Source organism: Luteibacter sp. HA06 (assembly GCF_054061215.1).
In genome coordinates, this window is the sequence record NZ_JBSSDZ010000001.1 from 2191031 (window position 1) to 2216312 (window position 25282).

Genomic DNA, 25282 nt, shown 5'->3' on the forward strand with positions numbered 1-25282 from the left:
CCTCCGCGTGCGTCAAAAAAATGACGATACGCGGGCGTTAGGTGACCTACTTCTCACTTGGGCGCGCAAGACTTTGATAGCGTCGTCGAATCCCTCAAAAGGGTGTTGTGTGACGGTGTGATGTGTGAGTCCGGGGACGCGTCGTGATTGCAACGACTAAGTGGGTGCGAACGGGCGCTTCCTGAACGACCGTCCGGGTCACGACAGTCAGGGCATCGTGCCGCTAGTCAGCAGCTTATAGTCCTTGTCGAGCACCGCGCCGCGGTCCGGCTTGTGCTGATCGTAGCCGCGCGCATCACACTGCAGCCCGCCGTTGATGCAGTGCTCCACCAGGGCAGCAAGCGTCTCGGGCTCCCAGGCGTTGAAGAAGTCGTAGTGCCATGAATACCCACGACCGCTGGCGAAAGCCAGGTTGGTCATGTCGCTGACCGGGAACGAGATCTTGAACTCGAGCATGGGCACTGCCACGGGAAAGTCTGCGGGGCAGACGCCCTCGACCGGGTACTCCATATTCTTGCCCCGTCCAGCCGCTGCCGCTTCAGCCGGTGTCAGGTCCATGCCGTTCCAGCAGCTCGGCGAGTGGTAGCGAATGACCAGGTGAGTACCTTCCGCGCAAGAGGTCGGGAAATCCCAGTTATTGAAATTGCTCCCGCACTGGAACCCTTCGACCTTGCCGGGAGCGTTCTCGAATTCTTCCTCGGTGGCCATCATGTCGCCTGTGATGAAGCGCAGGCCGACAGGGAAGGGAACGACCTTGGTGTAATCGGTGATGCCGGACTTGTAGTAGATCACCTGTGCAAAGTTCGGAAGAATGGCGCCTTTGGGACCAAACAGCGTCGGGAACCAGTAAGCGGAGCGATCCGCCGGCACCTTGCAGGTGGTCGTCCCTGCGTTGAGGGTGGCAAGGGTGCTGTAGGCGTTGGTGGTGACGTTTCCGAGGAACGTGTGGTTGTGCGAGCGACCCGGCTGGCCAGGGAACACGATCGGGTCGTCCGACAAGGTGTGCGCCACCGAGCAGTCGACCTGAAATTCGTGGTGGGTCACGTCGTCGTCGCGGTTCGATGCGTGACTTGCCGAAGAGACGAATAAGAGCAGCGCCGTACAGCCAGCGAGCCAAGAGGAAGCACGGTGGTTTGTCGATCGGGCTTGCATAAGAGGGCATCCATAGTGTGGGTGGCTGCACGATAGGGCCCACTCGCAAGATATTCCTATAACGTGATTAGCTCTTTCCGCTGGCGCAGGTCAGCAGGCGTCGTTCCAGTAAGCTGGCGCAAGGTTCGGGTCAGGTGACTGTGATCTGAGAACCCGCACCAATGTGCAATATCGGTCACGGAATGTTCTGTGCCCATGAGATAACGGATAGCGTGCTCCGCTTTGAGTCGACGCATGTATTCGCGCTGCGTGCATCCGAAGTACAGAGGGAAATACTTCGCGACGGTCACTGGATGGCAGCCGGCAATGTCGCCCAATTCCTTGAGGGTCGCGTGTTTCGTTCCAATGGATGTGCATGTCGTCGCGCAAACGTTTGGCCCAGCGGCTTTCCAGCATCTGGCGGTTGCAAAGCGACGAGCTCATCCATTGCGTGATCAAGGCCCCTGATGACGTCAGGGAACCGTCGCTCCGATGGCGAGAACCGTATGCCAGCCTGAGGACCACGAGGTTCGTTCCGGGAGACGAATAAACCGCCTGTGCGAGGTTGCCTTCTTCCAGGCCGCAGCGTGTCATGTACGACGCCGTAATGTCGATGTTGACCGTCTGTCCGCTGATCGATCCGGGTTCGATGTGATACCTGACATCGCGATGAAGGATCATGACGTCCCCGGGTTTGGCCGTCTGTACGCCGTCGGGGTGACGTACGACGAGGCGACCCGTCAGCACCATGACCACGCGCGTGGTGGCAAAAGTCACGGGACCGATGAAGCGGGACATGTCGACGAACGTCTGCGAAACGACGAGTCCCTTTACGGGGCTTTCGACCTTATCGGTCGTTGCGGCGTAGTCTGTGCGACCCGTTTCTGGAGTGACAGCATCGGACGCAATGGTCCCGCGGCGGACGTACGGCATATGCGGGGGAAAGTCGTTCATCGTAGGGAATATTCGTTTGAGCAGCTGATTACGGCGCGCCGGAGGGCCATCATCAGGTACCTAACCTTTCGCGAGAGTTACCTCGATCACTTGTCGTCGATCGGCTCGCGGGCCGTGAACATGGCGACCACGCCTTTCTTCCTGATCCGCACGTCGCGGAAGTGACTACCAAGCGCTGATCGCAGCGCGACGATCGAGTCGGACCTGTTATGAAACGTACCATCACGGTTGTATGCGCGAAGCAGCTTCTGCCCTATGGGGTTGTGCTGCGCCGTATCGCCCAGGATCATCGCGCCGAACAACACGCCGCCGTCGTTCAAGTGGTGCTTCAGGTTACCGATAACCTTCGCCTTCTCAACGAAGTCGCCCGCTATGACGTGCAGGACATAGAGAAGCGCAATCGAATCGTACCGGTGTTCGGAAGCGAAGAGCACACGGGCGTCATGACGATACGCCTGGATCGATGAATGTGTGTGGATAGCGGCAACGCGCGCGGTCGCACTCAGGAGGGCTTTCTCGTCGATATCCATGAGGTCGATGCGACGCGCGGTGTGGTCCTTCATGTGCGCCGGGTAAAATCCTGAGCCGGAACCTACGTCCAGGTGACTCAGACCCACGTTTTCCAGGTAGAACGGCAACAGAACCGTCTCGGTTGGGCATCGCCACGCGAAGCGATTGCAGAAGCCCAGCACCCACGCGTCATAGATACTCAGTACGTACGAGGAATCGAGGGTCGCTTCAGCTTGCATGGCACTCCATGAGGTTGCATGTCAGCGCCAATGGTGGGTCCCAGCGCCATCATGCTCATCTGTCGGCCCGACAGGCCCCGCGCCAGAAGGCTCGCATCGACCTCGTTTGGATCGATCCAAATTTCGGGGGAGGGTCGACGTTCGGGGGGCTGACTGCTTGGCATGCGATGAGTTCTGGGAGGTGGCCCACGCATGGGCTTGCGAGCCAGGGCTCGGTCGTCGTTGTTGGTGATGCTAGGGGGCGCCCGTTGGACTACCTAGAACCGGATTAGCCTGCGCACGTCGGACGAATGGCCCGTGTTCTGACTGTTCAGGTGACGGTGGTTCAGCGGATGTGATCCGGATCGACCATGCGCGAACGCATGGTCGTCACTCGCCGTTTGACTGCCGGTAAGTTGGCTTTGGGAGGAGGGGGAGGGGCGCCTTAGATTGAAGACGACTCTCGCCACAGGTCAGTCCCGCCATCGATGGCATGGACATCGATGTTTGCGAGTTCTTCCGCCGAGAAGTCCAGGTTGCGTAGTGCACCCAGTGAATTCTCGAGCTGCTCGACCGTGCGCGCACCGATCAATGCCGACGTGACGCGAGGGTCGCGAAGGGCCCAGGCGATTGCCATCTGCGCGAGCGTCTGGCCGCGGCGCAGGGCAATGTCATTGAGTGCTTTGATTCGTTCGATGTTTCCCGGGCTGAGCATGTCCTTGCGGAACGAGCCGTCCCGAGAGACGCGGGCATCCGACGGTGTGCCGTTGAGATACTTGTCAGTGAGGAGACCCTGGGCAAGCGGTGAGAACGCGATGCATCCCGAACCCAGGTCCGTCAGGACATCGAGAAGACCGTTCTCGATCCAACGATTGAACATGGAATAGTTGGGCTGATGGATGAAGAGCGGCACGCCCTCGTCGGCGAGCATGGCCGCTGCCTTCCTGGTCAGCTCGGGCGAGTAACTCGATATGCCGACGTAGAGCGCCTTGCCCTGGCGGTGGATATGGGCGAGGGCGCGCATGGTCTCTTCGAGCGGTGTTGTCGGGTCGACACGATGCGAATAGAAGATGTCGACGTAGTCCAGGCCCATGCGTTGTAGCGACTGGTCAAGGCTGGCAATGAGGTGCTTTCGGCTGCCGCCGATACCGCCTGTTCCGCCATACGGACCCGCCCACATGTCCCAGCCGGCCTTCGTCGAAATGATGAGTTCATCACGGTGGTTTTTGAAGTCGCTGGCCATGATGCGGCCAAAGTTCTCCTCGGCCGAGCCGGGGGGAGGCCCATAGTTATTCGCCAGGTCGAAATGCGTCACGCCCAGGTCGAACGCGCGACGCAGGATGGCACGCCCCGTCTCAAAGACATCCGTGCCTCCGAAGTTCTGCCACAGCCCCAACGAAATGACCGGGAGGTCGATGCCGCTTAGTCCGCACCGACGAAAGGGCATCTTGCCGTTGTACCGATCTGCGGATGGCTGGTAGGTCATGATCTGGTCCTCGAGAACGTGGGTGCGATGCGTGGGGATCCGCAATTGGGCGGGGCATCGGGCGGCGAAGTCAAGAGCGCGGAGGAGGCGGGGCGGGCTATGATCTCCCGGTCCAACACCATCGGGGTGAACGCAAATGACATCGGAAATTCGCTTTGCAGGTCGCCTGGCAATCGTCAGTGGCGTCTTCGGAATCGCGGCATTTGCGTGCCTCATTGTATTCCTGGTGACGAGACCTTCCGACCAGCAGACCTCGCATATTCTGCTCAGGAGTCATGATGCCGGGATCATTCTTCAATCCCTCTGCCTGATGCCGTTCGCTCTTGCACTGGGCGCGATCGCTCGCCAGCAGTCGCCCGAATCGAGTCGGGTGATGGGCACCGCGGCCGTTGCCTTTCTCGGCCTGGTCGTTCTCCTGGTGTTGCTGGGCTTCGTCAAAGTCGTCGCGGATGTGCTCTATATGATCCCCCAGGGCGCGGTCGGCGGGTGGCTCATCGCTGTCTGTCTTCAGAAGGCCAACGGTCTACCGAAAGGTCTGCGGATGCTGGGCGTCGTGGCAGGGGTCGGCCTTATCCTGATCAGCCTTTTCCCGATCGGCTATTCGCTGTTCGTCGATCCGGCGATGTTGCGCGGTCCGATTTCCGATAATGCTCCGACGCCGCCCGGGACGGACAGGGCGAACGGGATTGTCCACATGGTGCTTGCTGCTGGCACGTTGGTCGGTTGTTCGATGTATCCGCTGTGGAGTGCTTTGGCTGGGCGTTGGATGCTAGCCCGCGTGGGGCGGTGACGCCCGGGGTCTAGATCTAAGGTGCCGCAGCGCTTAGGGGTCGCAGTCCGGCTCGTGTTGCGCCGCCTCGGTCTAACGCGATCTCAGCGAGTAGCCTTCCACTTAAGCCCGACGCGGTGGCGCTGAGTGGAGCTCGAGATCCGCTCAGCGCCGACCGTATCTGGTCATGGTCACGTGCACGAACGCCGGCATTCTTGGCGGAAGATGGGGAATTCAACCGTGGGGAAAGCAAGTCGAACGAAGGCGCAGCGCCCAAAGCCACCGCGCCATCAACATTCACCAGTCGCGGCTTCGTACGTCTTGGTGATCGAGTGGTTGCCTCTAAACGACGGCGAGCGTCGCACCGGCACCGAACTCGCTGAGGCGATCGAGCAATGGCAACGTGTCGAACTGCGTGTCTGCTGGACGCGTGACGATATTATCGCCGCACTAACGGAGGCGCATGCGCACCTCAAAGCGACCGGTGAAATCCCTATCGTGCACTTTGAAGCACATGGATTCACAGATCGCGAAGACGGCGCCGATCGCGCCGGAATCTGTTTTTCCCAACGCGGCGGAATAGACCAAGAACTCACCTGGTCGGAAATGGCGCCATACTTGCGCGCCCTCAATCACGATTCTCAATGCCGCCTGCTGGTCGTGGGTGCAGCGTGCTTCGGCCTGGCAGGCCTCGACATGTGGAGTCTCGACTCATTCGCTCCGTTCTCGTCGATCATTGGTTTCAATGCCAAGGTCAGCACAACCACATTGGCGTGGTCGATGCGCGAGTTGTACCACCAGCTATTCGTTGGCGGCCACAAGAATATTCCCCTCGCGGTTGAGGCGGCGAATCGGGAGCTACGCGATGGCGAGCGCTTGGTTACGACCTCGATGCACAAGCACGTAGGCGATACGCTGCGCGGCTTCATAAATCGGGAACTCGATCCACGCACCCGGACTGTGGACTTCGAGCGGTTAAAAATTCTTCATAACGCGAACCATCCGGATGATCCGTGGGGTGATGAGACGCTCGACGGTCACTGGAGGGTCGTCGCCGAACGTCACTGCAATAGACTGCTCGAGGTGTGTTTCGACTACGCCACGTTTCCCGAAAACCGCCGTCGTTTTCCGGTGAGCGTGCGAGCGCTGTTCAACGCTGCTACGCGAAGAGTCGAGAAGGCGAAGCCCTTTTGCCGCGTAGTCGAGCAAGGGACAAGTGGCCGCCAGTGAGTGCCCCAGTGATTAACGCTTAATTGTGCCGCACGATCCCGCCAGACGGTTACTAATGCCGCAGGCGTATGGGACCGCGGACGACGCTGCCGCCGACCTCGATACGTGAAATGGCAGCGGGTCGACGGCAGCAACTCGGCGTGAGGAGCAGGGCCGCGTTGCCCGCAGGATGATCGGCGCGAGATCGAATCCTTAATTACTAACAAAGTCCATATGTTAGGGACCAAAGTGCGCTTTTTTTTCCGAATTCTCCGCCGTCCCTCTATTTCATTCGCGCTGTCGAACATTCTCGTGGCTATGAACATATCGTGCATCTTGGAAAAATCTCGTCTAAAGCGATGACTCTCCGCTGTAGCGCATCGAGGTGAGCTTTTACTTCAGAACTGTGTCGCTGGTAAGCCGAAGAAGGCAGCGAGATACGATGCCGAAAACGCAGCTCGAAGCTCCTCATTCGGCATGGCCTCAAGCTTCGCCTCACTGAACGGGAACAGTCGGTCGTATTCCGCGACAATGAGGTGGTCTCGTGTGTCCTCGTGCGGTTGATCGCGTATGCGCGCGTGCTCGTAGTCCTCGAGAGCCTGAAGTCGTTCCGCAGGCGCTTCCTGTGCGGGCGTTGCCGCGGCGAGCGCGCTTGTAGTGATCGCGATCAACGTGAGAAGACTTAGTGCGTGCTTGCTTAGTGGCAAACGCGCGCGCGCCCTCAAAGCAGCAAACGTTCTATCTCTAGTCGAGATGCTATTTGCACTTACCGAGCAACCGATGCACACATTTGGCAGCACTTTCTTGCGGAGTAGGGGGCGAGGGAGAACATTGACCGCTCACCATTTCTCTTCGGATCCGCGCTAATCATCCCTCGGCTTTGCCAAGTGTTTCCTGCTTCTTCCTTACTTCATCTAAGGCACCCTGGAGGTGCATGTCCATGGCCTCGAGTCGGCTCTTCGTCATGGATGAGGTCCAGGTCAACACGTAGAAGAGAAGCAGCGCGAAACCAAAAAGCCAGTCGACCACCGACAAGTGTCGACCTTCGAGCAACTGACGCCCTTGAAAATAGACAGCGATCACGACGGGGATGACGCCAAGCGTAGGAATCGCACCAGCTAGCATAGGAAGCTTCTGTGTGAAGCGTTCCCTGCGGAAGGCCGCCATGGAAGCGTACTTTTCGAGCCGGTCCTCGGGCTGGGCGATGAGCCAGTTGCGAAGCTCGAAATGGTGGGGGAAATCATGGTCAAGTTGCTTCGAAAACTCTTCAAGTGGTCGAATCAGGCTCGTGAACTCTCCACGCGTGAACCAGATGTTCATCGACAGTCCGACCACTTCTATGACGAGGACCGCCACAAGCAGGGCCGCTTTGGTGACGCCATCGATAGGTAACCTCGGTAATATCAGGGCTGCAAGGTAGGCAAGCGCGACGGTTAGCATGCCGATGCGCGACCAAAGGCGCGGCTGTGGCGAGGGCGTGTCGTAGTCTGGCATGGACGACAGGCGCCGGTTCAAGGATTCAAAGGTCAGTAAATCGACAGTGGACACTGTTTCTGCTGGGATGCCATCCGAATTAGCAGCTCCGTGACCCGTCGGCGAAACAATCGATTCCATGCGATATCCCTGATTCTGCGCGCCACCCGTTGGCAGCCATATCCCAGGAATATAGGATAAATGGAATTCGCCGTGACGCCTGATTGACAACTGATTGACCCGGTAAGCGGCATCTTGCCCTCTCATTCGGGAGAATTTCGATGAGCGACAACAAAAACCTTCGCGGGCCGGCAGATGCAAAGCGCATTAACGTGAACGAGGATTACGAGGTTCAGTACTGGACCACGGAACTCGAAGTCACCGAGGAGAAGCTGCGCGAAACGGTCAAGAAGGTCGGCGTCATGGCGGCCGACGTTCGGAAGGCCCTTGGCAAGGCATGAGTGACCAACTTACGGTCTACATATCCCCGCCGGCAATCGATCGGGGCCTCTGGCGGGTGCGCTGCGATGGCCGGCCCATCGAGGAGTTCCGTGAGGAGCAGGCGGCCATTCGCCGGGCTGCTGAATGCGTCCGGATGGCTGAGACGGCCGGCGGCGCCGGCATTGTAAAGATCGAGCTCGCGGACGGATCCTGGAAGGTTTTCAGGACCTGAGGCAGATACCGCCGTTCGGCTGACGGCCAACGTGCGCTCAACGCGGTGGCTCTTACGCCTGTTTGAGCTGCTCGAAAGCGTCCGTCAGTCCGACGAGGGCGTGGCCGAGCCCCGCTTTGGGCGAACTGCCAGCTGGTCCGAGAACGCCCATCAATTGGTCTGCGGCAGCGCGCAGACGCTCAAGACCGGAGGCGCCGAGCTTTTCCCGCATTTGGGCCAGGCAAAGCCGAGCTTCGTCAAAATTGCCGTCCAGCGCACCGACATTTACTGTGTGGATGCACGCTTCGAGCCCCTCGGGCAGGGCGGTGCGGGACAGGTGCGCATTCATGGCGGCTCCCTGGCGAAAAGGGCCTTCGATTTTAATCAGGCTGGACGCCATGACAACCCCTCACTGGCCCAGATTTCTCCTGACAAGGGTAATTTTCCCATTGGGCTCCAGGCGGCCCGTTTCCACGTCGGCGTCTGTCTCGATCCCGGCGCCGTGAAGCGCCCGGTCCAGCGCCGCATCGGGAATGCTCTGGCTACGAAGCGCCGCAGGATCCCGCTTTCCGTGACGAACCAGAATCGTTGGGAACCCCTCCATCAAGCGGTTGAATCCTGGTGACCGCGCCGAGCACCATGCAATCGCCTTGTCGGTCACCAGAATCCCCATCACGCCGAGGAAGGGCCCGAGCATTCCCTGGTCGTCGCCAATGATGGCGGTCCGCAGGGTGCCACCTGCCAGGGCAATGACCACGACATCGAACGCTGACATCTCTCCAAAGCTTCTTTTTCCGGCGAGCCGCATGAGGACGAGAAGACCGAGGTAAGTGATGGCCCCTCTCACGAGATAGGTCCACCAGGGTGCTGTGAGTTCGAAGATGTGGTTCATGGCGGTTTCCCTCGACTGGATGCCAAGTGAACCGGGGAGGGGGTCTGGAAAATGCGAAAACGACAGCCCGTCCACACTTTGCGGTGCTTGCCTTCACGGGTCATTGCGCATGGTCGGGACTTTCCCGCCAAATGAGTCCAGCCCATGAAAGCCGTTGTTTTCCATGCACTCGGTGACATCCGCCTTGACGAAGTGCCGGAGCCGAGAATCGAAGCCGACACCGACGCCATTGTCCGGCTGACCGCCTCCGCCATCTGCGGGACGGACCTGCATTTCATTCGCGGCACGATGGCAGGCGTCGAGCCTGGCACCATCCTCGGGCATGAGGGCGTCGGCGTCGTCGAGAGCATTGGCAATGGCGTACGGAATCTCAAAGTCGGCGACCGCGTCGTCGTGCCGTCGACAATCGCTTGCGGTTACTGCCCACTTTGCCGGGCTGGCTTTTACGCCCAGTGCGACAACGCCAATCCCAACGGCCCGGGCACGGCTTTCTACGGTGGTCCGAAGGAAGCCGGTGGCTTCAATGGCATGCAGGCGGAAAAAGTCCGGGTGCCGTTTGCCAACATCAACCTTGTGGGTCTTCCGGACTCAGTCAGTGATGACGAGGCGATCCTGATTTCCGACATCTTCCCGACCGGCTATTTCGGTGCCGATCTCGCGGGCATCAAGCCCGGCCACTCCGTTGCAGTGTTCGGCTGCGGTCCGGTTGGCCAGTTTGCCATTGCCTCCGCCAAGCTTCTTGGCGCAGGCCGCGTGTTCGCCATCGATCAGCATGAAGACCGGTTGGAAATGGCACGCAACCAAGGCGCTGAAGTCATCGATTTCTCGAAGGAAGACCCTGTCGAGACCATCAAGAAACTGACCGGCGGGGTTGGTGTGGACTCCGTTATCGATGCGGTCGGTGTTGATGCCGAACACGCTCACACCGGGCCGGCCAAGAAATCAAACACGCCCGAGGACGCCAAGAAAGCATCCCCCACGGCACGCGATGAAGGCGAACACTTCAAAGCCGGCGACGGTCCGATGCAATCCCTTGCCTGGGCCGTTGATGCCGTTGCGAAAGCCGGTACCGTGGCCATCATTGGCGTCTACCCGCCCGGTGACAATCTGTTCCCGATTGGTGCGGCGATGAACAAGAACCTCACCGTGCGGATGGGCAACTGCAACCACCGGAAATACGTGCCGATGCTTGTCGAGCTGGTTCGCACGGGGCAGGTGACACCGACCGCGATTCTCACTCAGCGCGAGCCGCTGAGTAATGCTGTCGATGCCTACGAGCAGTTCGACCTGCGGCAGCCGGGCTGGATAAAGGTTGAACTCGAGCCGGCGCACTGACGCATTCGGACGAGCACTGATGATTGGGGCATGGGGCAACTTCGGTTGCCTCTTTTTGTTGTGCCTAACCGCCGTGAAACATCATGTCAGGCTGGCTCCGTCGATTCTTGCGAAGGCTTTTCCTCCTGTTCGTGCCGGCGCCTGAGGTAGATGACTTGACCCGTGATGCCGGCAACCAGCAAAGCCGCGTTGCTGGCGATGAAGACGGGGTTCTTCACCAGGATGCTGTAGACGAGATAGAGGACAGAGGCAGCCATTTGCCCAATGAAGAGCCACTTGGACACGCCTTCAACTGTCGGTGCACGGGCTTGCCGCCAGATTTGCCTTCCGATAGTCGACAGTAGAATCAGGGACGCGAGCCATCCGAGCGGCTCGGGGCTGAGAAGGTGTGAAGTGAAGTCCATGCGCCAGTGGTAACAGGGGTAATGTGCGCAAGGCATCACGGCTGTGCATCCGGAAATACGACGCTTAAGCGCACGATGGCCGGAGTGCTCAAAAGCCTGGACAGGACGAGGATCTGCGAGGGCGCGGGGCTTTGGTGTAACAGCCAAACATCATCCAGCACTTCGCATAATGTATATTATGTAAAATACAGGACTGGGGAATACCAAGGTCTAGCTGTCGGTGTCGCGCGGCCCTTCCCGCCGGGGCTGCTCCCTCTTCAGCCGGCCCCGCAAAGATCCCGCAGTTCCCTTAAATAGGCTGCACCTCCTGAAAGGAGGAGCTGCCGAACTTGTTGTCCGGTCGACCGGCATAATCTGTTCTTCATCGGCAGCATTCGTTATCACTTGATTCTCAGGCGCGTCCCCGACTTTTCGCCTGGAAACTGGATACGCCTCCCCGTATTTCTCACGTTCTCTTTGGCCTGGGCTTCTCCTTGGATTTGCCGAGTACCCAGTTCAACTTCGCTTTCAAGGCGGCTTCGCGCTTCGTCGAAGCTGCTAGCGCTTTCTGCGCCGTCAATAACGCTGCGGGCAAACCATCTATCCTGGTCAATTGCTCCTCGCGTGCCCCAGCGCGAGCACCTCTTTCTGCGGCGATCTGCTCCGCGGCCCGAGCGGAAGCTAGGCGGCTTCAAGCCGTATGGCGCCATCCGTCAGCGCTCGAAGCGTCGTCGCTCTCATCGAGCGCGCGGCCCTAAAGGGCGAAAAAAATGCCGCCTGCTCAAGCATGAGGACAGACGGCACGGGGGTGCCACGTGTTGCCCTGAAGGGCGTTTCTTCTTATTGCGGGCGGGGGCCCTTAGAAATCGTAAGTCGCAGTCAGACGTGCATAGCGCGGCGTCTGGAAGTACGAGCCGACGTCATACGTATTGGACACTGTCTGCGGCGAAGCTTCGTAGGTCGACGAATGTGGTAAGCGGTTTTTGTTCATTCGTGACGTTGAACACGCTCAGGCCGAAGGCCAGCTTGCTGTCGAAGGACGCAGGACGATACGTGATCGCGAGATCCAGCTGCTTCACCCATGGATAGCGCTTGTCGCCTGGGTGAGACGGAACACCATTGCAGTTGTGGTACATGGACCCGTAGTTGATGGGATCCGGATCTGCCTCGCCGTCCAGATAGCCCAGGCATGACTTGGGCCCGCCGGAGGCCAGCCGCAGGTTTCCTGAGGCCATCCACTCCGGGGTGAACTGATAGGCGCCGTAAGCCTTGAGCTGATGAGTCCGATCGTTAGAGAGCAGTCCGTTCGCGTCCTGCATCAGCAGCGCTGAATCCCACGCCGTCGTCTTGGAAATATCTGTCTGGCCGATGTCCGAACGGGTCTGGCCTTCGGTGTTGCCGTACGAGCGCGAGAAAGTGTAGTCGACGCGAGCCTGCCACTTTCCGTCGAACGGATGTTCCAGATACATGTCGAGGGCGTAATAGCGGCGCTTGGCCTTGTCAGCAAAACCCCAGTCCGCTGCGCTCATCTGCACTTCCGTACGACCGACTCCATTCGCATTGGCCAAGGAGAATGTGTTGGTTTTGCCCGGATTGAAAATGACGCAGCCAGGAATCGTGACCGAGTTCGGATCGACGCCTTGCGCCGCAAGCTTGTCGCCAAGAAGGCCGGTGTCGCACACATCGTCGATAGCGGTGCGCAGCTTGCGAACTGTCACCTTGGCGCCAGTCACCCAGCTGTCGCCAAGCATCTTGTCAAAACCGAAAATTCCTTCATCCTGGTACTGGGCCTTCAGATCACGAGCGGCAACTGACACCGCGTCAATGGGCTGGCCGTACTCCCCGTCTGGAGAGATCGCACCTGGCGAAATCATGGTCAGGCCGGTCGGTCGGCCCAAGGAGTCGATACCGGAGTAGGTAAAGTAGGTATCCGTGTACGTCGACGGTGACGCCGCGCGAAGGGCCACGTTATTTGGCAACGCGAGGTAGTAACGGCCGAGGTTGCCGTACACCTTCAACGTCGAGTCTCCGAACACGTCCCAGGATGCGCCAAGCCGCGGTGCCCACTGCGCGGCGTTATTCACATACGGTCGGTTCTGGTCGTTGTAATTCTTGAAGCGATCGTTGCGGACGCCGATGCTCAAGAGCACCTTGTCCGTTACCTGCCAGCGATCCTCCAGGTACTGGGCTCTCTGGTCCACCGACATGTTGGTGATGTCGTTGAGATAGCGCTGCGTTACATAGTAGCCGTCACCGCCAGGGGCGCCCACGCCCTGCGAAACGATGAGCGGGTTGTTCTCGTTGCCTGCCGCGACCTTGCGGTAGCGGTACGCGTAACCCGGCCCGCTGGTGATCTGACCCTGATCTTTCGCGCTGTAATGCATGTTGTCGATGCCCCCCGCCAAGTGGTGGTCGCGTAAGCTTCCCCGTCAAGCAGACATTTCAAAACTAGAGCATCAGGCGGCTTGTTGACGGTACTCGCTGGGTGTCATGTTGCCCAACGAGGCGTGCGGTCGTTGCTCGTTGTAGTCGATGATCCACCAGTGCGCTGCTTCGCGTACGTCTTCGAGGCGAGCGAAGAGGTGTTGATCGAGGACTTCCTCGCGGAAGGTTCGATTGAACCGCTCAATGTACGCGTTCTGGTTGGGCTTGCCTGGCTGGATGTATCGCAAGGCCACGCCGTTAACCTTGAGCCATTGAACGAAATTCTCGCCCAGGAACTCCGGGCCGTTGTCCGAGCGAATCACCTGCGGCAATCCGTGGTCGCGCTTGATCTGCTCGAAGATGCGCACCAGCCGGGCCGATGTGATCGAGGTATCGACCTCGATGTGCAAGGCTTCCCGATTGAAGTCGTCGACGACATTGAAGGTGCGGAAGCGTCGGCCGCACGCCAGCGCGTCGCTCATGAAGTCCATCGACCAGACAGTGTCCGGATGCCTTGGCACGTAGAGCGCGACCCGCTCGCGCTTGGGAAGCCGCCGTCGCGCAGCACGTCGAAGGTTGAGCTTCATCGCTTTGTAGACTCGGTATATTCGCTTCGGATTCCAGTCCGGACGCGTGCGCCGCAGGATGGCGCAGCACTTCCAGAAGCCGCGACTGGGTCGGTCCTCGACCACCTTGGACAAGGCCGCGATCAGCTCCGCATCACGTACCGCGGGGTCAGCCGGCGGCCGGTAATACGCGGCGCGAGAAAGCCCGACGCATTCACAGGACCGGCGGAGCGGGCGCGCATGCACCTCGATGAGGTACTGCACCGCCTCACGCTTGCGCGCCGGCCCTAGAGTTTTTTTGCAATCAGGTCCTTCATCGCGACGTTGTCCAACGCCAGTTCCGCGTACATCCGCTTGAGCTGGGAATTCTCCGCCTCCAGCTCCTTGACCCGCTTCAAATCCGACGCTTCCATGCCACCGTATTTACTCTTCCACTGGTAGTACGTCGCCGAGCTGATCGCTGCCTGTCGGCAGATATCCTTGATCGGCACGCCTGCATCGGCTTGCTTGAGAATGGAGACAATCTGCGTCTCGGTGAACTTTGATTTCTTCATGGATCCTCCGGAGGGAAAGATGCCAGAAGTTCTAGTTCTTGTGTGTCTACCTATTGGGGAAGCTTACGGTCGCCGACCTGCCATTCCAGGTCCAGACGCAGGCCACGGGTATTGCTCTTGGCGCCGGGATCCTGCGAGTAGATGCTGACGTTACGATTGAGAATCGGCGTACCGCCCGTGTAGGCAGGATTCTGCAGATCCGGGCGATCGAGATAGGGCTCCTCGCCCAAGCCAGGTGTCGGGTTATGCTCGTAGTCGTCCGTCTTACCCTTGCCGTACGTGGCGGTAAACGTCACGTCATCGGTGATGTAGCTCGTGTACTTGGCAATAGCGTACCGCGAAGTGAGTTTGCTCGTATCGGCATCCGAGCCGATCGGTCCGCCCTGCGAGCGGGTATCGTAGTTGTAGTCGTAGTAGGTGCCACGCTGTTCGTCGACCGAACGGATGCCCGTAAGCTCGAGGATGTTGGTCTCGTTGATATTCCAGTCGAGCTTGGCGTAGTACTTGGGCAAGTTGTACGTGTAGTGGTTATTCGCCACCGGGTTTGCCTGTTCCGAACCCGTTGAGGTGCCCTCCGACTTTTCTGCCTCGGCCGCGACGAAGAAGAACAGCTTGTCCTTGATAAGCGGGCCGCCCACGTAGGCACTGTAGGTGTTCGTCCACTTCTTGTTATCTGCGCGGTTCCGGTAGATCGTGCCCGGCGTATCCGGAATCTCGTAGCCGTAACCGGCGGGAAGACTCGCATTCTTGTAATAGACGCTACCCGGACTCGCGGAGGCGAACTTCGGTTCCCACAGAACCTGGGCGCCGAAATGCCACTCATTGGTGCCGCGCTTACCGACCTGCGAGATCACGCCGCCATCGGACCGGCCGTACTTGGCGGAGTAGCCACCTGTGTAAACCTCCTGCTGGTCAATCGCCCCATAAGGAAGACCGACGCCGCCGAGATTCTTGTACGGGTCTGACGACGAAAAGCCATTGATGTAGTACGCGTTCTCCGATGCGCCGGAGCCGCCGAATGATACAGTGCGGTACCGTCCGTTACCCAGGCTGCTGGAACCGGCGACGGCACCTGGGGCAAGTAGCGCAATGGCCTCTGCATTGCGACCCAGCGGCAAGCGGGCCAGGGTCTCCGCGGTGACGACGGTGCGTGAATCCACGGCTGTTGCGTCAATAGGCGGCAGGCTGTTGGCTACCACTGTGACCGAATCAAGCGCTTGGGCATCCTTAGCCGCTGCCTGGCTGAAGGAAACGTCGGTGCTGCCACCGACCTTGATTTGTACGTTGGCACGCGAATCGATCACCTTCCCGTCCCGCAGCACGTTGACTGTGTACCCGCCGAGCGGAAGGTTGCCAATGCGGTAGCGGCCTTGCCCGTCGACCGGAACGTCGCGGGTCACGCCCGTCGATCCTGTGACCGAAATCGTTTGCCCTGCCCCACCCCCGACCTGCCCCACAATGTCGCCGGTGGTGGACTGCGCATGCACGCCGATCGGCGTGCTAAGAACGATGGCGAGTGCGACGGCAATCGCCGTAGGCCGAAGCGAATTGCGCCCCTGGTTCGTGATGTTGCTCATGTAACTCCCCCGATGCTTGCCTGCATTACAGGCTTGAATGACTGCACCTGACACCGCCTGCCGCGCACCGGACAAACGTTTGGCGGAATCCGGCATTTCCCTTCCCGTCCGGACTCCAGTGCCAGAGGCAGTCGTCGATGAACGATGCGCTCTGTCAAACTCGCCTCTTTCGCGCAGTCGCCAACTGGGCAACGCGCCGATGGAGGTCGGCCGCCCGCCTAGGTGGACGGCGGCCTACAAGCCCTGCCCCGCGGAGCAACCACTGCAAGAAGAGCCGCGATCACGGCGATGGCGGCGGCCGCATAGAACGCGTCCTTGATACCCGGTACGAAAGCACCTGGCTGAGATCCGAGTGCGTAAACGGCGGCGATCGCTGCAATACCCAGCGCTCCACCAATCTGTTGATCCATTTGCAGAAGACCTGACGCTGCGCCCGACTGGTGCGCCGGGACCTCATGCAGGACGGCGACCGTAGCCGGAGCAAAAACCAGGGCTATGCCCACGGCGTGCAAGATCAGCGGCAGGAAAACGCTAGGAAAGTAGCTCCCAGTTGCATCCATCCTGGCGAAAAGACCAAAGCTCACCGCCACCAGCATGCTGCCCGTAACTAAGAGCATGCCGGCGCCGAATCGGTGGATAAGCCGCGGCACGAAATGCGTAATGACGAACACGGTCGCGGTCAAAGGGATATATGCGAGACCGGCAACGAGTGGGCTAAAGCCCAGCACGCGCTGCAGGTACTGCACGAGCATGAAGATGAGCGAAAAGTGCATGCCGACGATCAGTGCGATCACGGCCAGCCCAATCGCGCGCTGCCCGTTCCGCAGCAGCGCAAGGTCAAGCAACGGTTCCGGATGTTTGCCCTCGATGCGAACAAAGGCCGTGATAAGCGCGACGGCGAGCATGAACGGTGCTGCGGTGCCCTTGGAGGACCATCCAAATTCTCCCGCGTGGATAAAGCCGTAGACGAGGCCGGCTGACCCTAGGGTTGCCGCTATTGCGCCCATGACATCCAGGCGTGCGCGCTTGGGACGGGTTTCGGGAACGAGGCGGCCGACGAGGGCAAGCACGCTAAACCCCACCGGGACGTTTATGAGCAACGACCATCGCCATGAGATGAATTCGGTCAACACGCCGCCGAGGATCAGGCCTGCCGACGCGCCGATGGACGACACTGCGATGAACAAAGAGAGCCCGCGTGTGCGCTCGACCTCATTGCGAGACAAGAGGCTCACCAGCGCCAAGACGCTGGGCCCGGCTAATGCAGCGCCGATGCCCTGGACCACCCGGGCAGCAATGAGCAGCTCTGCACTCTGCGCAAATCCGCCCGCTAACGAAGAGAGCACGAACACGGCCAGGCCGGTGCGGAAGATCCGCACCTGACCGAACATGTCACCAAGACGGCCGCCCAAAAGCAGCAGGCCGCCGAAGGAAAGTGCAAAGGCGTTTGGAACCCACGACAGCCCTGCCGCGCTGAATCCCAGATCGTGTTGAATGCGGGGCAGAGCCACGATGACGATCAGGAAATCCATCTGAAGCATCAGTTGCGCCGCAAGCACGGTCCAAAGCGCAAAGCTTCGGCGCCGATCGCGCGGAACCAACCCAGGAATGGATGTAGTCGTCATGGCCGCGTCTCGTCTGTGAGGCCCGGGGCTTAAGCCGCACCTCCGTCGACAAAGAGCTCCACGCCGTTGATGTATCCGGCCTCATCGCTTGCGAGAAACGCAGCCGCGGCGGCCACGTCATGTGGGAACCCGATACGGCCCACTGTGCTGCGGCGAATCAGCTCGGCGAGCATCGCGTCGCCCTGCTCACCCGCGAAGAACTTTTCGAGGCCGGGGGTATGCACCGGGCCAGGACTCACGAGATTGATACGGATATCGCGCCCATTGAGCTCTTGGACCCAACCCTTGACCAAGGCGCGCAGAGCCGCCTTTGCGGCGCCATAAACACTCATGCCCGGCGGCGGGAGGATTGACGCCGTCGACCCGATGATCACGACGTTGCCACCAGCACCCATCAGGGGCAGCGCCTGCTGGACCGTGAAGATGACTCCCTTGAAGTTCGCGCCGATGACCTCGTCCACGTGGGCCTCGGTTAGTGCGCCGACAGGAACCAGTGTGGTCGCCCCCGCGTTTGCCACGACGATGTCCAGCTTGCCGTGATCGCGCTTGACATCGGCCATCAGGCGGTCAATGTCAGCGACCTTAGTGACGTCGACCACATGCGCGGTGGCCGCTGTTCCTAGCGTCTCCCGTGCCTGCTCGAGCTTGGCGGTATCGCGGCCAGTGATAATGACGCGAGCGCCGGATTTAACCAGGCGGTCTGCAATGGCGAGGCCGATGCCGGAGGAACCACCGGTCACTAGGGCGAGCTTGTTCGAGAACGTCATAACAGCGCTTTCCTTTGGTTTATGTAGTCATCGCTACATGTATGTAGCGGCCACTATAAACATGAGAAATGCCCTCGCGCAAGCTTTTATGTAACAATCGCTATATGAGATGCCCCCGGGCATCCGAGAGGTAGGTATGACCAGCATTAAGAAGACGGTTCGATCGACCGATGCGCCGCGTCAGCGCAGGCCTGCGTTTGACCGCGAAAAAGGGATTGAGATCGCGCAGAACCTTTTTCACGAGCGCGGCTACGACGCAGTCAGCGTTGCCGATCTGACGGCAGCGCTGAACATCAATCCGCCGAGTCTTTACGCCGCATACGGAAGTAAACTCGCCTTGTTCGAGCGTGCCTTGGTGCGGTATACGGAGACTGATTTCCTTGCCATCGAGGAGATCTTCGCCTCGGACAGGCCGGCGGCTGAGGTGCTGACCGACCTATTCAGGGCGACCGCCCGCCACTACACCCGAGAGACGGCACTGCGTGGATGCATGGTTACCGAGGCGATGCGGGCTGATGATGAAAAGGCAGCTGCCGTAGCCGCTGCTCTCGCCGCGCCGGCAATCGATGTTATTCGCAGCTACATCGCTAGATATGCGGCTCAGAAAGACGTAGAACGAATCCTCGATTACGTGATTCTGACGTTGCGCGGCATCTCATCTTATGCGTGTATGGGCGCAACAACGGCCAAGCTCGTCGACTGCGCAGGAATCGCCGGCCGCGCCCTGGATAGCGAATTCCCTCCCGTGTCGAGCAAAAGAGTGTCAGCCAAGAAAACGGCTTGACAGCTGCCTGAGATGGCCGGGCCACGCGGCGGCGAATGCTTAGTCATATGCTCGAATGCTTCGCCTTAGCGCCGAGCAGGCCGGGCGATTTCAAGCGCAGCAAGTCGCGATTGATCCCGTCGCTTAACTGTTGCCCACAGTCGATGGACGATTCCATAGCGAGGTTCTTTCTGCCCCACAAGCAATGCCTCGGACTCATCGTTGAGTCCGCCACCGAGTTCGGTGCAAGTGGCCCCTGACGAAACGGCGTTGGCACGAATCCTACGTTCACCGAATTCCTTCGCCATATAACGCGTGAGTACTCCCAGACCTCCCTTAAAGACGGCATAAGGCGCGACGCCAGCTGTCGCGAAACGCGTTGGGGTCGCCATAGTTCAAGCCGGAGTCATTGCGACTTTTACGTCGCTAGCGGCGGTCGCAGCGCTTCACGCCAAAACCGCCGAGCGAATCAAAGCGTTCGCCCCTATCACCAAGGCTGGCGGCCATGGCTTCCGAAGAATCCACCAGTGGGACCATCCGAGTTGAGTAACGCCATGTTGATGGCGGTAACCGCCCCTTCCTCGGGGGTCATGAAGCCGGAGTTTCCGTTCAGGTCGGTACGAACATGTCCCGGCTCAACGGCATTCACCTTGATCCCGAACGGTTCCAGCTCCTTCGCAAAGGAGACGGTGACCGCGTTTAGCGCGACCTTGGATGAGGTGTAGTCGAGGATATTGACGGTCGAAAAAAGCGAGGTCGGATCGGTAATCAAAGTGAGTGAGCCGACGCCGCTTCCCATCATGACGACGCGAGCGTCCTTCGCGGCCTTCAGAAGCGGTAGGAACGCTTGCGTGACGCGAACCGGGCCAAACAAATTGACCTCGTAGACTGCCTTCATGTCTTCCATCCGGACCTGACTCGGCGGCGTTGTGACGTCGGTGATGATGCCCGCGTTGTTGACGAGTACGTGGAGCAAGCCGACCTCAGCGGTGACCTTCAGGGCGGCCTGCTTCACGCTTGCCTCGTCGGCGACGTCCAGCTCGAGGAACCGCACATCTAGCCCTTGCTCACGCAACTGGGCGACAGCGGCCTCACCGCGTGTCTGGTCGCGCGAGCCAATCCATACTGACATGCCAGCTTGGGCAAGGCCTTTCGCAATCGCCAAGCCTATGCCTTTGTTTGCGCCGGTGACCAGCGCCTGTCGCTTGTTCGTCATGACATCTTATCTCAGGCGGCAGAGGAAACAGAGGGATCGTTCGAGCCTTTCACATGATGGCTAAGGTCGCCTGCCGAGTGCAGCGTCACCGCGCGGCGAGCGAAACGCCACTGTCCTTCATTGCGTACAAACTGGTCGACATACTTGCCCGTGCAGATCGGCTGCAGTGCAAAGCCCTCGAGCTGCTGGTGAACGGTGTAGTAGCTAACCGAGGTCGCCGTTTCGCCCGATGCGCCGACGTCGATGAGCACGTTGGCGACCGTATGCCAGGTGCGCGGCGTACCGTCTTCGTGAACCTGAAGACCGGCGTCGTAAAATGCCTTCAGACCTTCGAGAGTCGAGACGACATGCCCTAGGACATCCAGTTCAGCGTGCTGAAGAAGCTCCGCGACACCAGCGAAATCGCCGCTATCGAGGAAATGGGTGTAAGTCGCGTGGAGCTGACGGATTGCGCTCTCAGCGTCTAGGCGAGTAAGGGTATCCAGCTTGTCGGTAGCATTAATCACGTGCGTTACTCCAGGGCGTAGGCCCAATGTGATGATCTATGTAGCGGTCGCTATATAGATCATCACATGTCTCTGCCCCAACAACAAGCGGCAGATGCGAGTCGCAGTTCCCAGCAGGCAATCGCGTGATTGTGGAAGGAAAATGGCTATCGATTCCGATCAGGCATAGCACGACGTTACGGCGTGATATCAAGTGTCGGATTGATGCATTACCTACGGGTGAAGCCGGTCGCTCAATCGTTTCAAAGAATTGCGACACGCTTCCTTCGCAGCTCTGTTCGATGACCCGCGCGCCGTAAGCTCACAGCGCATTCAGATGTATAGACGGACCAGGGAATCCTCTGGAAGTGTTCGCTTCGGCTCGAAGGTCGCCCTCCCCTTACCCCGGATAACCGTCCCCAATTGTCGTACGGCTAGCCGGCACCTGCCTTGCGTAGCAATGCATCAAACGCCGCAGACGTCTGCTCCTCGGTGAAGTCGCAGTGGCCATCGCCCACCGGATCGAGCACGGTAAGCCATTTCTTGCCTCCCGCCGCTCTGATCTGCGCCGGGTACACCCCATGGAATCGTGATGGGATGGTCTGATCAAAGACATTCCACTGCATCACAAGTGGCACTTCGATATGGCCCGTCAGGGTGACGTTGCGCCTGGCATAGGCCATCGCCTCCGGTGAAGCGCTGTAGCGATGCACCTTATGGTTCAAAGCGACGTCGTCCCCGAAGCCCTCGTACACCTCCTTCCGATTATCGACAGGCATCCCACCCGCGCGCTTCTCGATCTCCCGGAACGCCATGTAATACAGCGCCAATGTCGGCAGCGTTTCCGGCCTCTGCTCCAGGCGTGTTGCCAATACGGCAGCCTCCCTCGGGTGCGTTTCCAATGCACTAGCGATGGCGTCGGGCGAGATCGCTGGTGGTGAACCAGGTGCGGCAAGGTCGGGGATGACGCCCGGTATGAGCGCGTCAAACGCGACGAGAGGCGTCACTACGCCTCGAGCCAGGAAATCCGGTGTGGACACCGTCAACCCGCACGTGATCATCGCGCCGGTATACGCGCGGGGATAACGCTGCCGATGCTTGCGGCGACCGCCAACCCGCCTAACGAAAAGCCGTAGATATAGGTGTGGGTCGGCTGAACATATGTTCGGACAAAGTGTTGGCGGAGTCGCTCGTTGTCGGCAATCGCGTCGCTCACCGCCCAACCTTGCGATGCATATTGGCTCTGGGCGACTGCAAACCCTTTTTTGAGGAACACGGGCGTTGTATCTGCAGGCGTCATTGGCGTCGAGACAGGGGCTCCCACCGGCTGATAGCCATGCATCAGCATGACAAGATCACCGTTCCAGTTGGCAGGTACATCGATGCGGTACGCGGCATCGTTCAACTTGCCGGTATAGGCGCCAGGGATGGGTTTTGCGGCACGGGCGGGCCAGGAAGCGACGAAGCAACACATGGCCGCGACAAGGCAGAGCCCAGTAACGTTGCGCAGTCCTTTAAAGGTCATCTCACCACTCCAGCGGTCAGGATAGTTTATGAAGCTTACAAGCCCATCCCCCCAGTCGGCTCCTCCGCACTCGGCCCACGCTCCAGATACGTCGACAACGCAATATAACTACGCGTGCCCTTGAACCCTTCCATCGCATGGATACGCTCAAGCAAATGCTCCAGCCCGCGAGTGTCCGCCGTTCGCACCTTCAGCAGCATCGCGCTTTCGCCGGTCACTGTATGAATTTCTTCCACCTCAGGGAACGCCTGCAACGCGAGCAGTTGCCTCGTCACCGCCCAACTGGTGGTGTCCACATGCACGAAAGCCAGCAAAGGCCGGCCCACGCGTACGCCGTCGAGCCGCGCGACTGTCGCTTTGATAACGCCATCCCGGCGTAATCGCTTTACCCGCTCATGTAACGCCGGCGCGGAAAGGTGGAGACGCTGGCCAAGTTCGGCGTAGCTGGACGTCGCGTCGTCGGCGAGCGCAGCTAATAATTTTCGGTCGATGGCGTCCAGCTGGGCTGCCTCCGTCTCCTTTAGCTGAATGTCCTTCGTTTTTCTCTTCATGCGGCCAATTCACCCTTTTGCAGAATGCTGTTCGGCGCTTTACTGGATCAGCCTAACAGACGTTCAAACGGGACCACCATGACTGCCTTCGATACCCGAGTCGCCATCCTCGTACGGTCCGACCTGCTCACCTGGCAGAAGCTCAACGTGACGGCCTTCCTCGCCACAGGCATCGCCGGCGCTGCAATGGAGGCGATGGGCGAGCCTTATGTCGATGCCGCCGGGCGTGCCTACACTCCCCTGCTCGGCCAGCCGATCCTGGTATTCGCCGCTGATGCTACTCAGCTCGCGAACGCCCACCGCGTTGCGATCGAACGCGATGTGACGCGAGCGGTGTACGTCGAAGCGATGTTTTCCACGGGCAACGACGAGGCGAACCGTGAGGCCTTCCTGGCCGAGGATGCAGAGGCGCCGAATCTGGTCGGTATCGCGCTGCGTGGACCGCGCAAGGCGATCGAGAAAGCGACCAAAGGCGTATCCCTGCATCCGTAAACCGCCGCATGCCTACGCCACGTAGCATCTGGGCACCTCTGACAAGGCCGCCGACGTTCGGCGGCCGCGTCAGCAATCGCCTGATCAGGGGACGCGCACCACCATCTCAATCTCGACCCGGATGTCCGGCGAATAAAGCGCCTGGACACCAATCGTCGTGATGCTGGGCATCGCGTCACCAACCAGTTCGGACAGCGCTGAGATGACCTGCAGGAACGCGTCTGTCGTTGCATCCACGACGTAGACCCGCAGCATCACGATGTCTTTCGCAGATGCCTCCAGCTCCTTGAGTGCGGCGGCGAGGTTGGCAGCTGCAATTCTTGCCTGGCCGGCGACGTCCTTGGGGGCTTCCTCACCGCTGGGCCGCCAAGCCACCTGGCCGGACAGAAAAGCCAAACGGCCTGGCTCCGCCACACTGATTTGCGAGTAGCCGCCCGATGCCATATCCCACAATGTTGAGGGATTGCGGCGGCTCACCGACGCATATGAACCAGACGGAATGCGCGCGGTCACCTTGATCTCGAAGTCGAAGCCCGAAAGCCAATTGACACCAACAGCAGTCCAGTTCGGATACGGGGTTTGCGGAAACTTCTCCCCTTTTACCGTCATGACAGTGGCCATCTGCTTTTCCGGGTCCGTATGGAACGTCGTTACGTCGACTATGTCGTCCAATGTGCATCCTGCAGCCGCGAGCGTGGCCTCCAGATTGGCGAAGGCCAGGCGAACCTGGGACTCGAAGTCGGGTTCGGGCGAACCGTCAGGCCGGCTGCCAACCTGCCCCGACACGAATAAAAGGTCATCCGATCGTACGGCGGGCGAATAGCCGTGAGCTTCGTAAAGGGAGTGTCGGTTGGCGGGGAACACTGCTTCGCGCTGAGCCATTTCGTCGTCCTCATATTTTGAGCGCGTTCACCCGACCAGCTTCTCTGGACATTCCAGGCAAGCTTCGGTGTAACATACGCTCCGTATATGAAAGCACCTAAACCTGCCCGCGGTCAATCCCACATACGCGTCGTATTCGAAATAGGAGATTCTTATGGCAGGAAAGCGACGCGCTGAAACGATGGAGGAAAACCGCATCAAACTGATCGGCGCTGCGCGCAAAGCGTTTGCGGCGTCGGGGTTTGCTGCGGCGTCCATGGATGATCTGACGGCGGCTGTCGGGCTCACGCGGGGCGCCCTTTACCATGGCTTCGGGGATAAGAAGGGACTGCTGGCGGCCGTAGTGGCGCAGGTGGACGGCGAGATGGCCGCCCGTGCACACCAGGCTGGCGCATCTGCGACGACGGCGTGGGAGGGGCTTTTGGCGGAAGGCGAAGCGTATATCCAGATGGCGCTGGACCCGGAGATTCGCCGGATCGTTTTACTGGACGGGCCCGCCGTCTTGGGCGACCCATCGCAATGGCCCAGCCAGAATGCCTGCCTGAGCATCACGAAGCAGTCGGTCGCTGACTTGATCGCCGAGGGCGTCATGCGGCCGGTCGATGTCGAGGCTGCGGCACGCCTTCTGAGCGGCACGGCTCTCAATGCCGCGCTTTGGATTGCAGCCAGCGATGAGCCGCACATCGTCCTGCCAAAGGCGATCGAGGCATTTCGGCTCATGGCCGAAGGATTCCTCGCCCGTCGAGACTGACCCGGATCAGGACGACGGCGCATGACATGAGTGGCTCACTCGATATGCTGGAACGCACCAGGATGTACGGACGAGCTTAAAAAAACCGTCAC

General features: G+C 59.8%; 25 protein-coding genes and 3 pseudogenes. 7 read left to right on the forward strand and 21 right to left on the reverse strand.

Going from position 1 to position 25282, the window contains the following annotated elements; all coding sequences use genetic code 11:
* Positions 1-207: 207 nt before the first annotated feature.
* The 4 genes from ACVWWJ_RS10020 to mgrA all read right to left on the reverse strand — a co-directional run bounded on the left by ACVWWJ_RS10020 (position 208) and on the right by mgrA (position 4299).
* Complete coding sequence (locus ACVWWJ_RS10020; protein WP_456967676.1) at positions 208-1044, reverse strand: DUF1996 domain-containing protein; 837 nt, start codon at positions 1042-1044, stop codon at positions 208-210.
* Positions 1045-1208: 164 nt separating this feature from the next.
* Positions 1209-1442 (reverse strand): helix-turn-helix domain-containing protein, encoded by a 234-nt coding sequence (locus ACVWWJ_RS10025; RefSeq protein ID WP_456969693.1) that lies wholly within the window; start codon positions 1440-1442, stop codon positions 1209-1211.
* A gap of 729 nt (positions 1443-2171) precedes the next feature.
* Positions 2172-2834 (reverse strand): class I SAM-dependent methyltransferase, encoded by a 663-nt coding sequence (locus ACVWWJ_RS10030; protein ID WP_456967677.1) that lies wholly within the window; start codon positions 2832-2834, stop codon positions 2172-2174.
* Positions 2835-3258: 424 nt separating this feature from the next.
* Positions 3259-4299, reverse strand: a complete 1041-nt coding sequence (gene mgrA, locus ACVWWJ_RS10035; RefSeq protein ID WP_456967678.1) for an L-glyceraldehyde 3-phosphate reductase — start codon at positions 4297-4299, stop codon at positions 3259-3261.
* Between the two features lie 136 nt (positions 4300-4435).
* Here mgrA and ACVWWJ_RS10040 point away from each other — a divergent pair, with 136 nt between their 5' ends.
* Together ACVWWJ_RS10040 and ACVWWJ_RS10045 are read left to right on the forward strand one after the other, a co-directional pair.
* Positions 4436-5089: a hypothetical protein gene (locus ACVWWJ_RS10040; RefSeq protein ID WP_456967679.1), complete on the forward strand. Its 654-nt coding sequence runs from the start codon at positions 4436-4438 to the stop codon at positions 5087-5089.
* Positions 5090-5389: 300 nt separating this feature from the next.
* The gene (locus ACVWWJ_RS10045; RefSeq protein WP_456967681.1) at positions 5390-6298 is read left to right on the forward strand and encodes a hypothetical protein; all 909 of its coding nucleotides are present in this window, start codon (positions 5390-5392) and stop codon (positions 6296-6298) included.
* 846 nt (positions 6299-7144) lie between these two features.
* Here ACVWWJ_RS10045 and ACVWWJ_RS10050 read toward each other — a convergent pair.
* Positions 7145-7891, reverse strand: a complete 747-nt coding sequence (locus ACVWWJ_RS10050; protein ID WP_456967683.1) for a hypothetical protein — start codon at positions 7889-7891, stop codon at positions 7145-7147.
* 140 nt (positions 7892-8031) lie between these two features.
* Between ACVWWJ_RS10050 and ACVWWJ_RS10055 the strand changes: the two genes are divergently transcribed.
* Entirely contained in the window at positions 8032-8211 is a 180-nt protein-coding gene (locus tag ACVWWJ_RS10055; protein WP_456967684.1) for a DUF3606 domain-containing protein, read from the forward strand.
* 264 nt (positions 8212-8475) lie between these two features.
* Here ACVWWJ_RS10055 and ACVWWJ_RS10060 read toward each other — a convergent pair whose 3' ends face one another.
* Complete coding sequence (locus tag ACVWWJ_RS10060; RefSeq protein WP_456967685.1) at positions 8476-8751, reverse strand: hypothetical protein; 276 nt, start codon at positions 8749-8751, stop codon at positions 8476-8478.
* A 60-nt stretch (positions 8752-8811) separates the two neighbouring features.
* On the reverse strand, positions 8812-9294 hold the full coding sequence (locus ACVWWJ_RS10065) for a DUF421 domain-containing protein (protein ID WP_456967686.1): 483 nt from the start codon (positions 9292-9294) through the stop codon (positions 8812-8814).
* A 144-nt stretch (positions 9295-9438) separates the two neighbouring features.
* Here ACVWWJ_RS10065 and ACVWWJ_RS10070 point away from each other — a divergent pair, with 144 nt between their 5' ends.
* On the forward strand, positions 9439-10629 hold the full coding sequence (locus tag ACVWWJ_RS10070) for a zinc-dependent alcohol dehydrogenase (RefSeq protein ID WP_456967687.1): 1191 nt from the start codon (positions 9439-9441) through the stop codon (positions 10627-10629).
* 86 nt (positions 10630-10715) lie between these two features.
* On the opposite strand, the gene ACVWWJ_RS10075 is transcribed toward ACVWWJ_RS10070, so the two are convergent.
* From ACVWWJ_RS10075 to ACVWWJ_RS10100, 6 genes and pseudogenes are all read right to left on the reverse strand, one after another.
* On the reverse strand, positions 10716-10913 hold the full coding sequence (locus ACVWWJ_RS10075) for a hypothetical protein (protein ID WP_456967688.1): 198 nt from the start codon (positions 10911-10913) through the stop codon (positions 10716-10718).
* 958 nt (positions 10914-11871) lie between these two features.
* Positions 11872-13432, reverse strand: a pseudogene (locus ACVWWJ_RS10080) (TonB-dependent receptor domain-containing protein); the annotation flags it as partial.
* A gap of 36 nt (positions 13433-13468) precedes the next feature.
* Positions 13469-14556 (reverse strand): IS3 family transposase gene (locus ACVWWJ_RS10085; protein ID WP_456967568.1). Its coding sequence is split into 2 segments (ribosomal slippage): positions 13469-14304 and positions 14304-14556, totalling 1089 coding nucleotides; the frame shifts between segments, so codons are not numbered across the junction.
* 50 nt (positions 14557-14606) lie between these two features.
* Positions 14607-16133 carry a TonB-dependent receptor gene (locus tag ACVWWJ_RS10090; protein ID WP_456967689.1) on the reverse strand — a complete coding sequence of 509 codons (1527 nt, stop codon included), beginning with the start codon at positions 16131-16133 and terminating at the stop codon, positions 14607-14609.
* 218 nt (positions 16134-16351) lie between these two features.
* Entirely contained in the window at positions 16352-17758 is a 1407-nt protein-coding gene (locus tag ACVWWJ_RS10095; RefSeq protein WP_456967690.1) for an MFS transporter, read from the reverse strand.
* A gap of 29 nt (positions 17759-17787) precedes the next feature.
* The gene (locus ACVWWJ_RS10100; protein ID WP_456967691.1) at positions 17788-18525 is read right to left on the reverse strand and encodes an SDR family NAD(P)-dependent oxidoreductase; all 738 of its coding nucleotides are present in this window, start codon (positions 18523-18525) and stop codon (positions 17788-17790) included.
* Between the two features lie 136 nt (positions 18526-18661).
* Between ACVWWJ_RS10100 and ACVWWJ_RS10105 the strand changes: the two genes are divergently transcribed.
* Entirely contained in the window at positions 18662-19309 is a 648-nt protein-coding gene (locus tag ACVWWJ_RS10105) for a TetR/AcrR family transcriptional regulator (protein WP_456967692.1), read from the forward strand.
* Positions 19310-19479: 170 nt separating this feature from the next.
* Here the strand turns inward: ACVWWJ_RS10105 and ACVWWJ_RS10110 are convergent.
* From ACVWWJ_RS10110 to ACVWWJ_RS10135, 6 genes and pseudogenes are all read right to left on the reverse strand, one after another.
* Positions 19480-19683: pseudogene (locus ACVWWJ_RS10110) on the reverse strand (SDR family oxidoreductase); the annotation flags it as partial.
* Between the two features lie 92 nt (positions 19684-19775).
* Complete coding sequence (locus ACVWWJ_RS10115; protein WP_456967693.1) at positions 19776-20504, reverse strand: SDR family oxidoreductase; 729 nt, start codon at positions 20502-20504, stop codon at positions 19776-19778.
* An 11-nt stretch (positions 20505-20515) separates the two neighbouring features.
* Complete coding sequence (locus tag ACVWWJ_RS10120; protein WP_456967694.1) at positions 20516-21010, reverse strand: nuclear transport factor 2 family protein; 495 nt, start codon at positions 21008-21010, stop codon at positions 20516-20518.
* Between the two features lie 413 nt (positions 21011-21423).
* Positions 21424-21996 (reverse strand): hypothetical protein, encoded by a 573-nt coding sequence (locus tag ACVWWJ_RS10125; protein WP_456967695.1) that lies wholly within the window; start codon positions 21994-21996, stop codon positions 21424-21426.
* Positions 21997-22046: 50 nt separating this feature from the next.
* Entirely contained in the window at positions 22047-22514 is a 468-nt protein-coding gene (locus ACVWWJ_RS10130; RefSeq protein ID WP_456967696.1) for a hypothetical protein, read from the reverse strand.
* A 35-nt stretch (positions 22515-22549) separates the two neighbouring features.
* Positions 22550-23065: an Lrp/AsnC family transcriptional regulator gene (locus tag ACVWWJ_RS10135; protein ID WP_456967697.1), complete on the reverse strand. Its 516-nt coding sequence runs from the start codon at positions 23063-23065 to the stop codon at positions 22550-22552.
* Positions 23066-23143: 78 nt separating this feature from the next.
* Between ACVWWJ_RS10135 and ACVWWJ_RS10140 the strand changes: the two genes are divergently transcribed.
* Positions 23144-23557, forward strand: coding sequence for a DUF2000 family protein (locus ACVWWJ_RS10140; protein ID WP_456967698.1), 414 nt, complete (start codon positions 23144-23146; stop codon positions 23555-23557).
* Positions 23558-23641: 84 nt separating this feature from the next.
* Here the strand turns inward: ACVWWJ_RS10140 and ACVWWJ_RS10145 are convergent, their stop codons facing one another.
* Together ACVWWJ_RS10145 and ACVWWJ_RS10150 are read right to left on the reverse strand one after the other, a co-directional pair.
* A complete protein-coding gene (locus tag ACVWWJ_RS10145; RefSeq protein WP_456969694.1) occupies positions 23642-24001 on the reverse strand; it encodes a RidA family protein in 360 nt (119 codons plus the stop codon).
* A 42-nt stretch (positions 24002-24043) separates the two neighbouring features.
* A pseudogene (locus ACVWWJ_RS10150) lies at positions 24044-24439 on the reverse strand (RidA family protein); the annotation flags it as partial.
* A gap of 154 nt (positions 24440-24593) precedes the next feature.
* On the opposite strand from ACVWWJ_RS10150, the gene ACVWWJ_RS10155 reads away from it, so the two are divergent.
* Positions 24594-25190: a TetR/AcrR family transcriptional regulator gene (locus tag ACVWWJ_RS10155; protein WP_456967699.1), complete on the forward strand. Its 597-nt coding sequence runs from the start codon at positions 24594-24596 to the stop codon at positions 25188-25190.
* The last annotated feature ends 92 nt before the right edge of the window (positions 25191-25282 follow it).

Bases quoted from the DNA above. Each gene is read 5' to 3' on its own strand.
- ACVWWJ_RS10030 (WP_456967677.1), bottom strand. From the start codon at position 2,834: ATGCAAGCTGAAGCGACCCTCGATTCCTCGTACGTACTGAGTATCTAT.
- mgrA (WP_456967678.1), bottom strand. From the start codon at position 4,299: ATGACCTACCAGCCATCCGCAGATCGGTACAACGGCAAGATGCCCTTT.
- ACVWWJ_RS10040 (WP_456967679.1), top strand. From the start codon at position 4,436: ATGACATCGGAAATTCGCTTTGCAGGTCGCCTGGCAATCGTCAGTGGC.
- ACVWWJ_RS10050 (WP_456967683.1), bottom strand. From the start codon at position 7,891: ATGGAATCGATTGTTTCGCCGACGGGTCACGGAGCTGCTAATTCGGAT.
- ACVWWJ_RS10055 (WP_456967684.1), top strand. From the start codon at position 8,032: ATGAGCGACAACAAAAACCTTCGCGGGCCGGCAGATGCAAAGCGCATT.
- ACVWWJ_RS10060 (WP_456967685.1), bottom strand. From the start codon at position 8,751: ATGAATGCGCACCTGTCCCGCACCGCCCTGCCCGAGGGGCTCGAAGCG.
- ACVWWJ_RS10065 (WP_456967686.1), bottom strand. From the start codon at position 9,294: ATGAACCACATCTTCGAACTCACAGCACCCTGGTGGACCTATCTCGTG.
- ACVWWJ_RS10070 (WP_456967687.1), top strand. From the start codon at position 9,439: ATGAAAGCCGTTGTTTTCCATGCACTCGGTGACATCCGCCTTGACGAA.
- ACVWWJ_RS10090 (WP_456967689.1), bottom strand. From the start codon at position 16,133: ATGAGCAACATCACGAACCAGGGGCGCAATTCGCTTCGGCCTACGGCG.
- ACVWWJ_RS10095 (WP_456967690.1), bottom strand. From the start codon at position 17,758: ATGACGACTACATCCATTCCTGGGTTGGTTCCGCGCGATCGGCGCCGA.
- ACVWWJ_RS10100 (WP_456967691.1), bottom strand. From the start codon at position 18,525: ATGACGTTCTCGAACAAGCTCGCCCTAGTGACCGGTGGTTCCTCCGGC.
- ACVWWJ_RS10105 (WP_456967692.1), top strand. From the start codon at position 18,662: ATGACCAGCATTAAGAAGACGGTTCGATCGACCGATGCGCCGCGTCAG.
- ACVWWJ_RS10115 (WP_456967693.1), bottom strand. From the start codon at position 20,504: ATGACGAACAAGCGACAGGCGCTGGTCACCGGCGCAAACAAAGGCATA.
- ACVWWJ_RS10130 (WP_456967696.1), bottom strand. From the start codon at position 22,514: ATGACCTTTAAAGGACTGCGCAACGTTACTGGGCTCTGCCTTGTCGCG.
- ACVWWJ_RS10135 (WP_456967697.1), bottom strand. From the start codon at position 23,065: ATGAAGAGAAAAACGAAGGACATTCAGCTAAAGGAGACGGAGGCAGCC.
- ACVWWJ_RS10140 (WP_456967698.1), top strand. From the start codon at position 23,144: ATGACTGCCTTCGATACCCGAGTCGCCATCCTCGTACGGTCCGACCTG.
- ACVWWJ_RS10145 (WP_456969694.1), bottom strand. From the start codon at position 24,001: ATGGCATCGGGCGGCTACTCGCAAATCAGTGTGGCGGAGCCAGGCCGT.
- ACVWWJ_RS10155 (WP_456967699.1), top strand. From the start codon at position 24,594: ATGGCAGGAAAGCGACGCGCTGAAACGATGGAGGAAAACCGCATCAAA.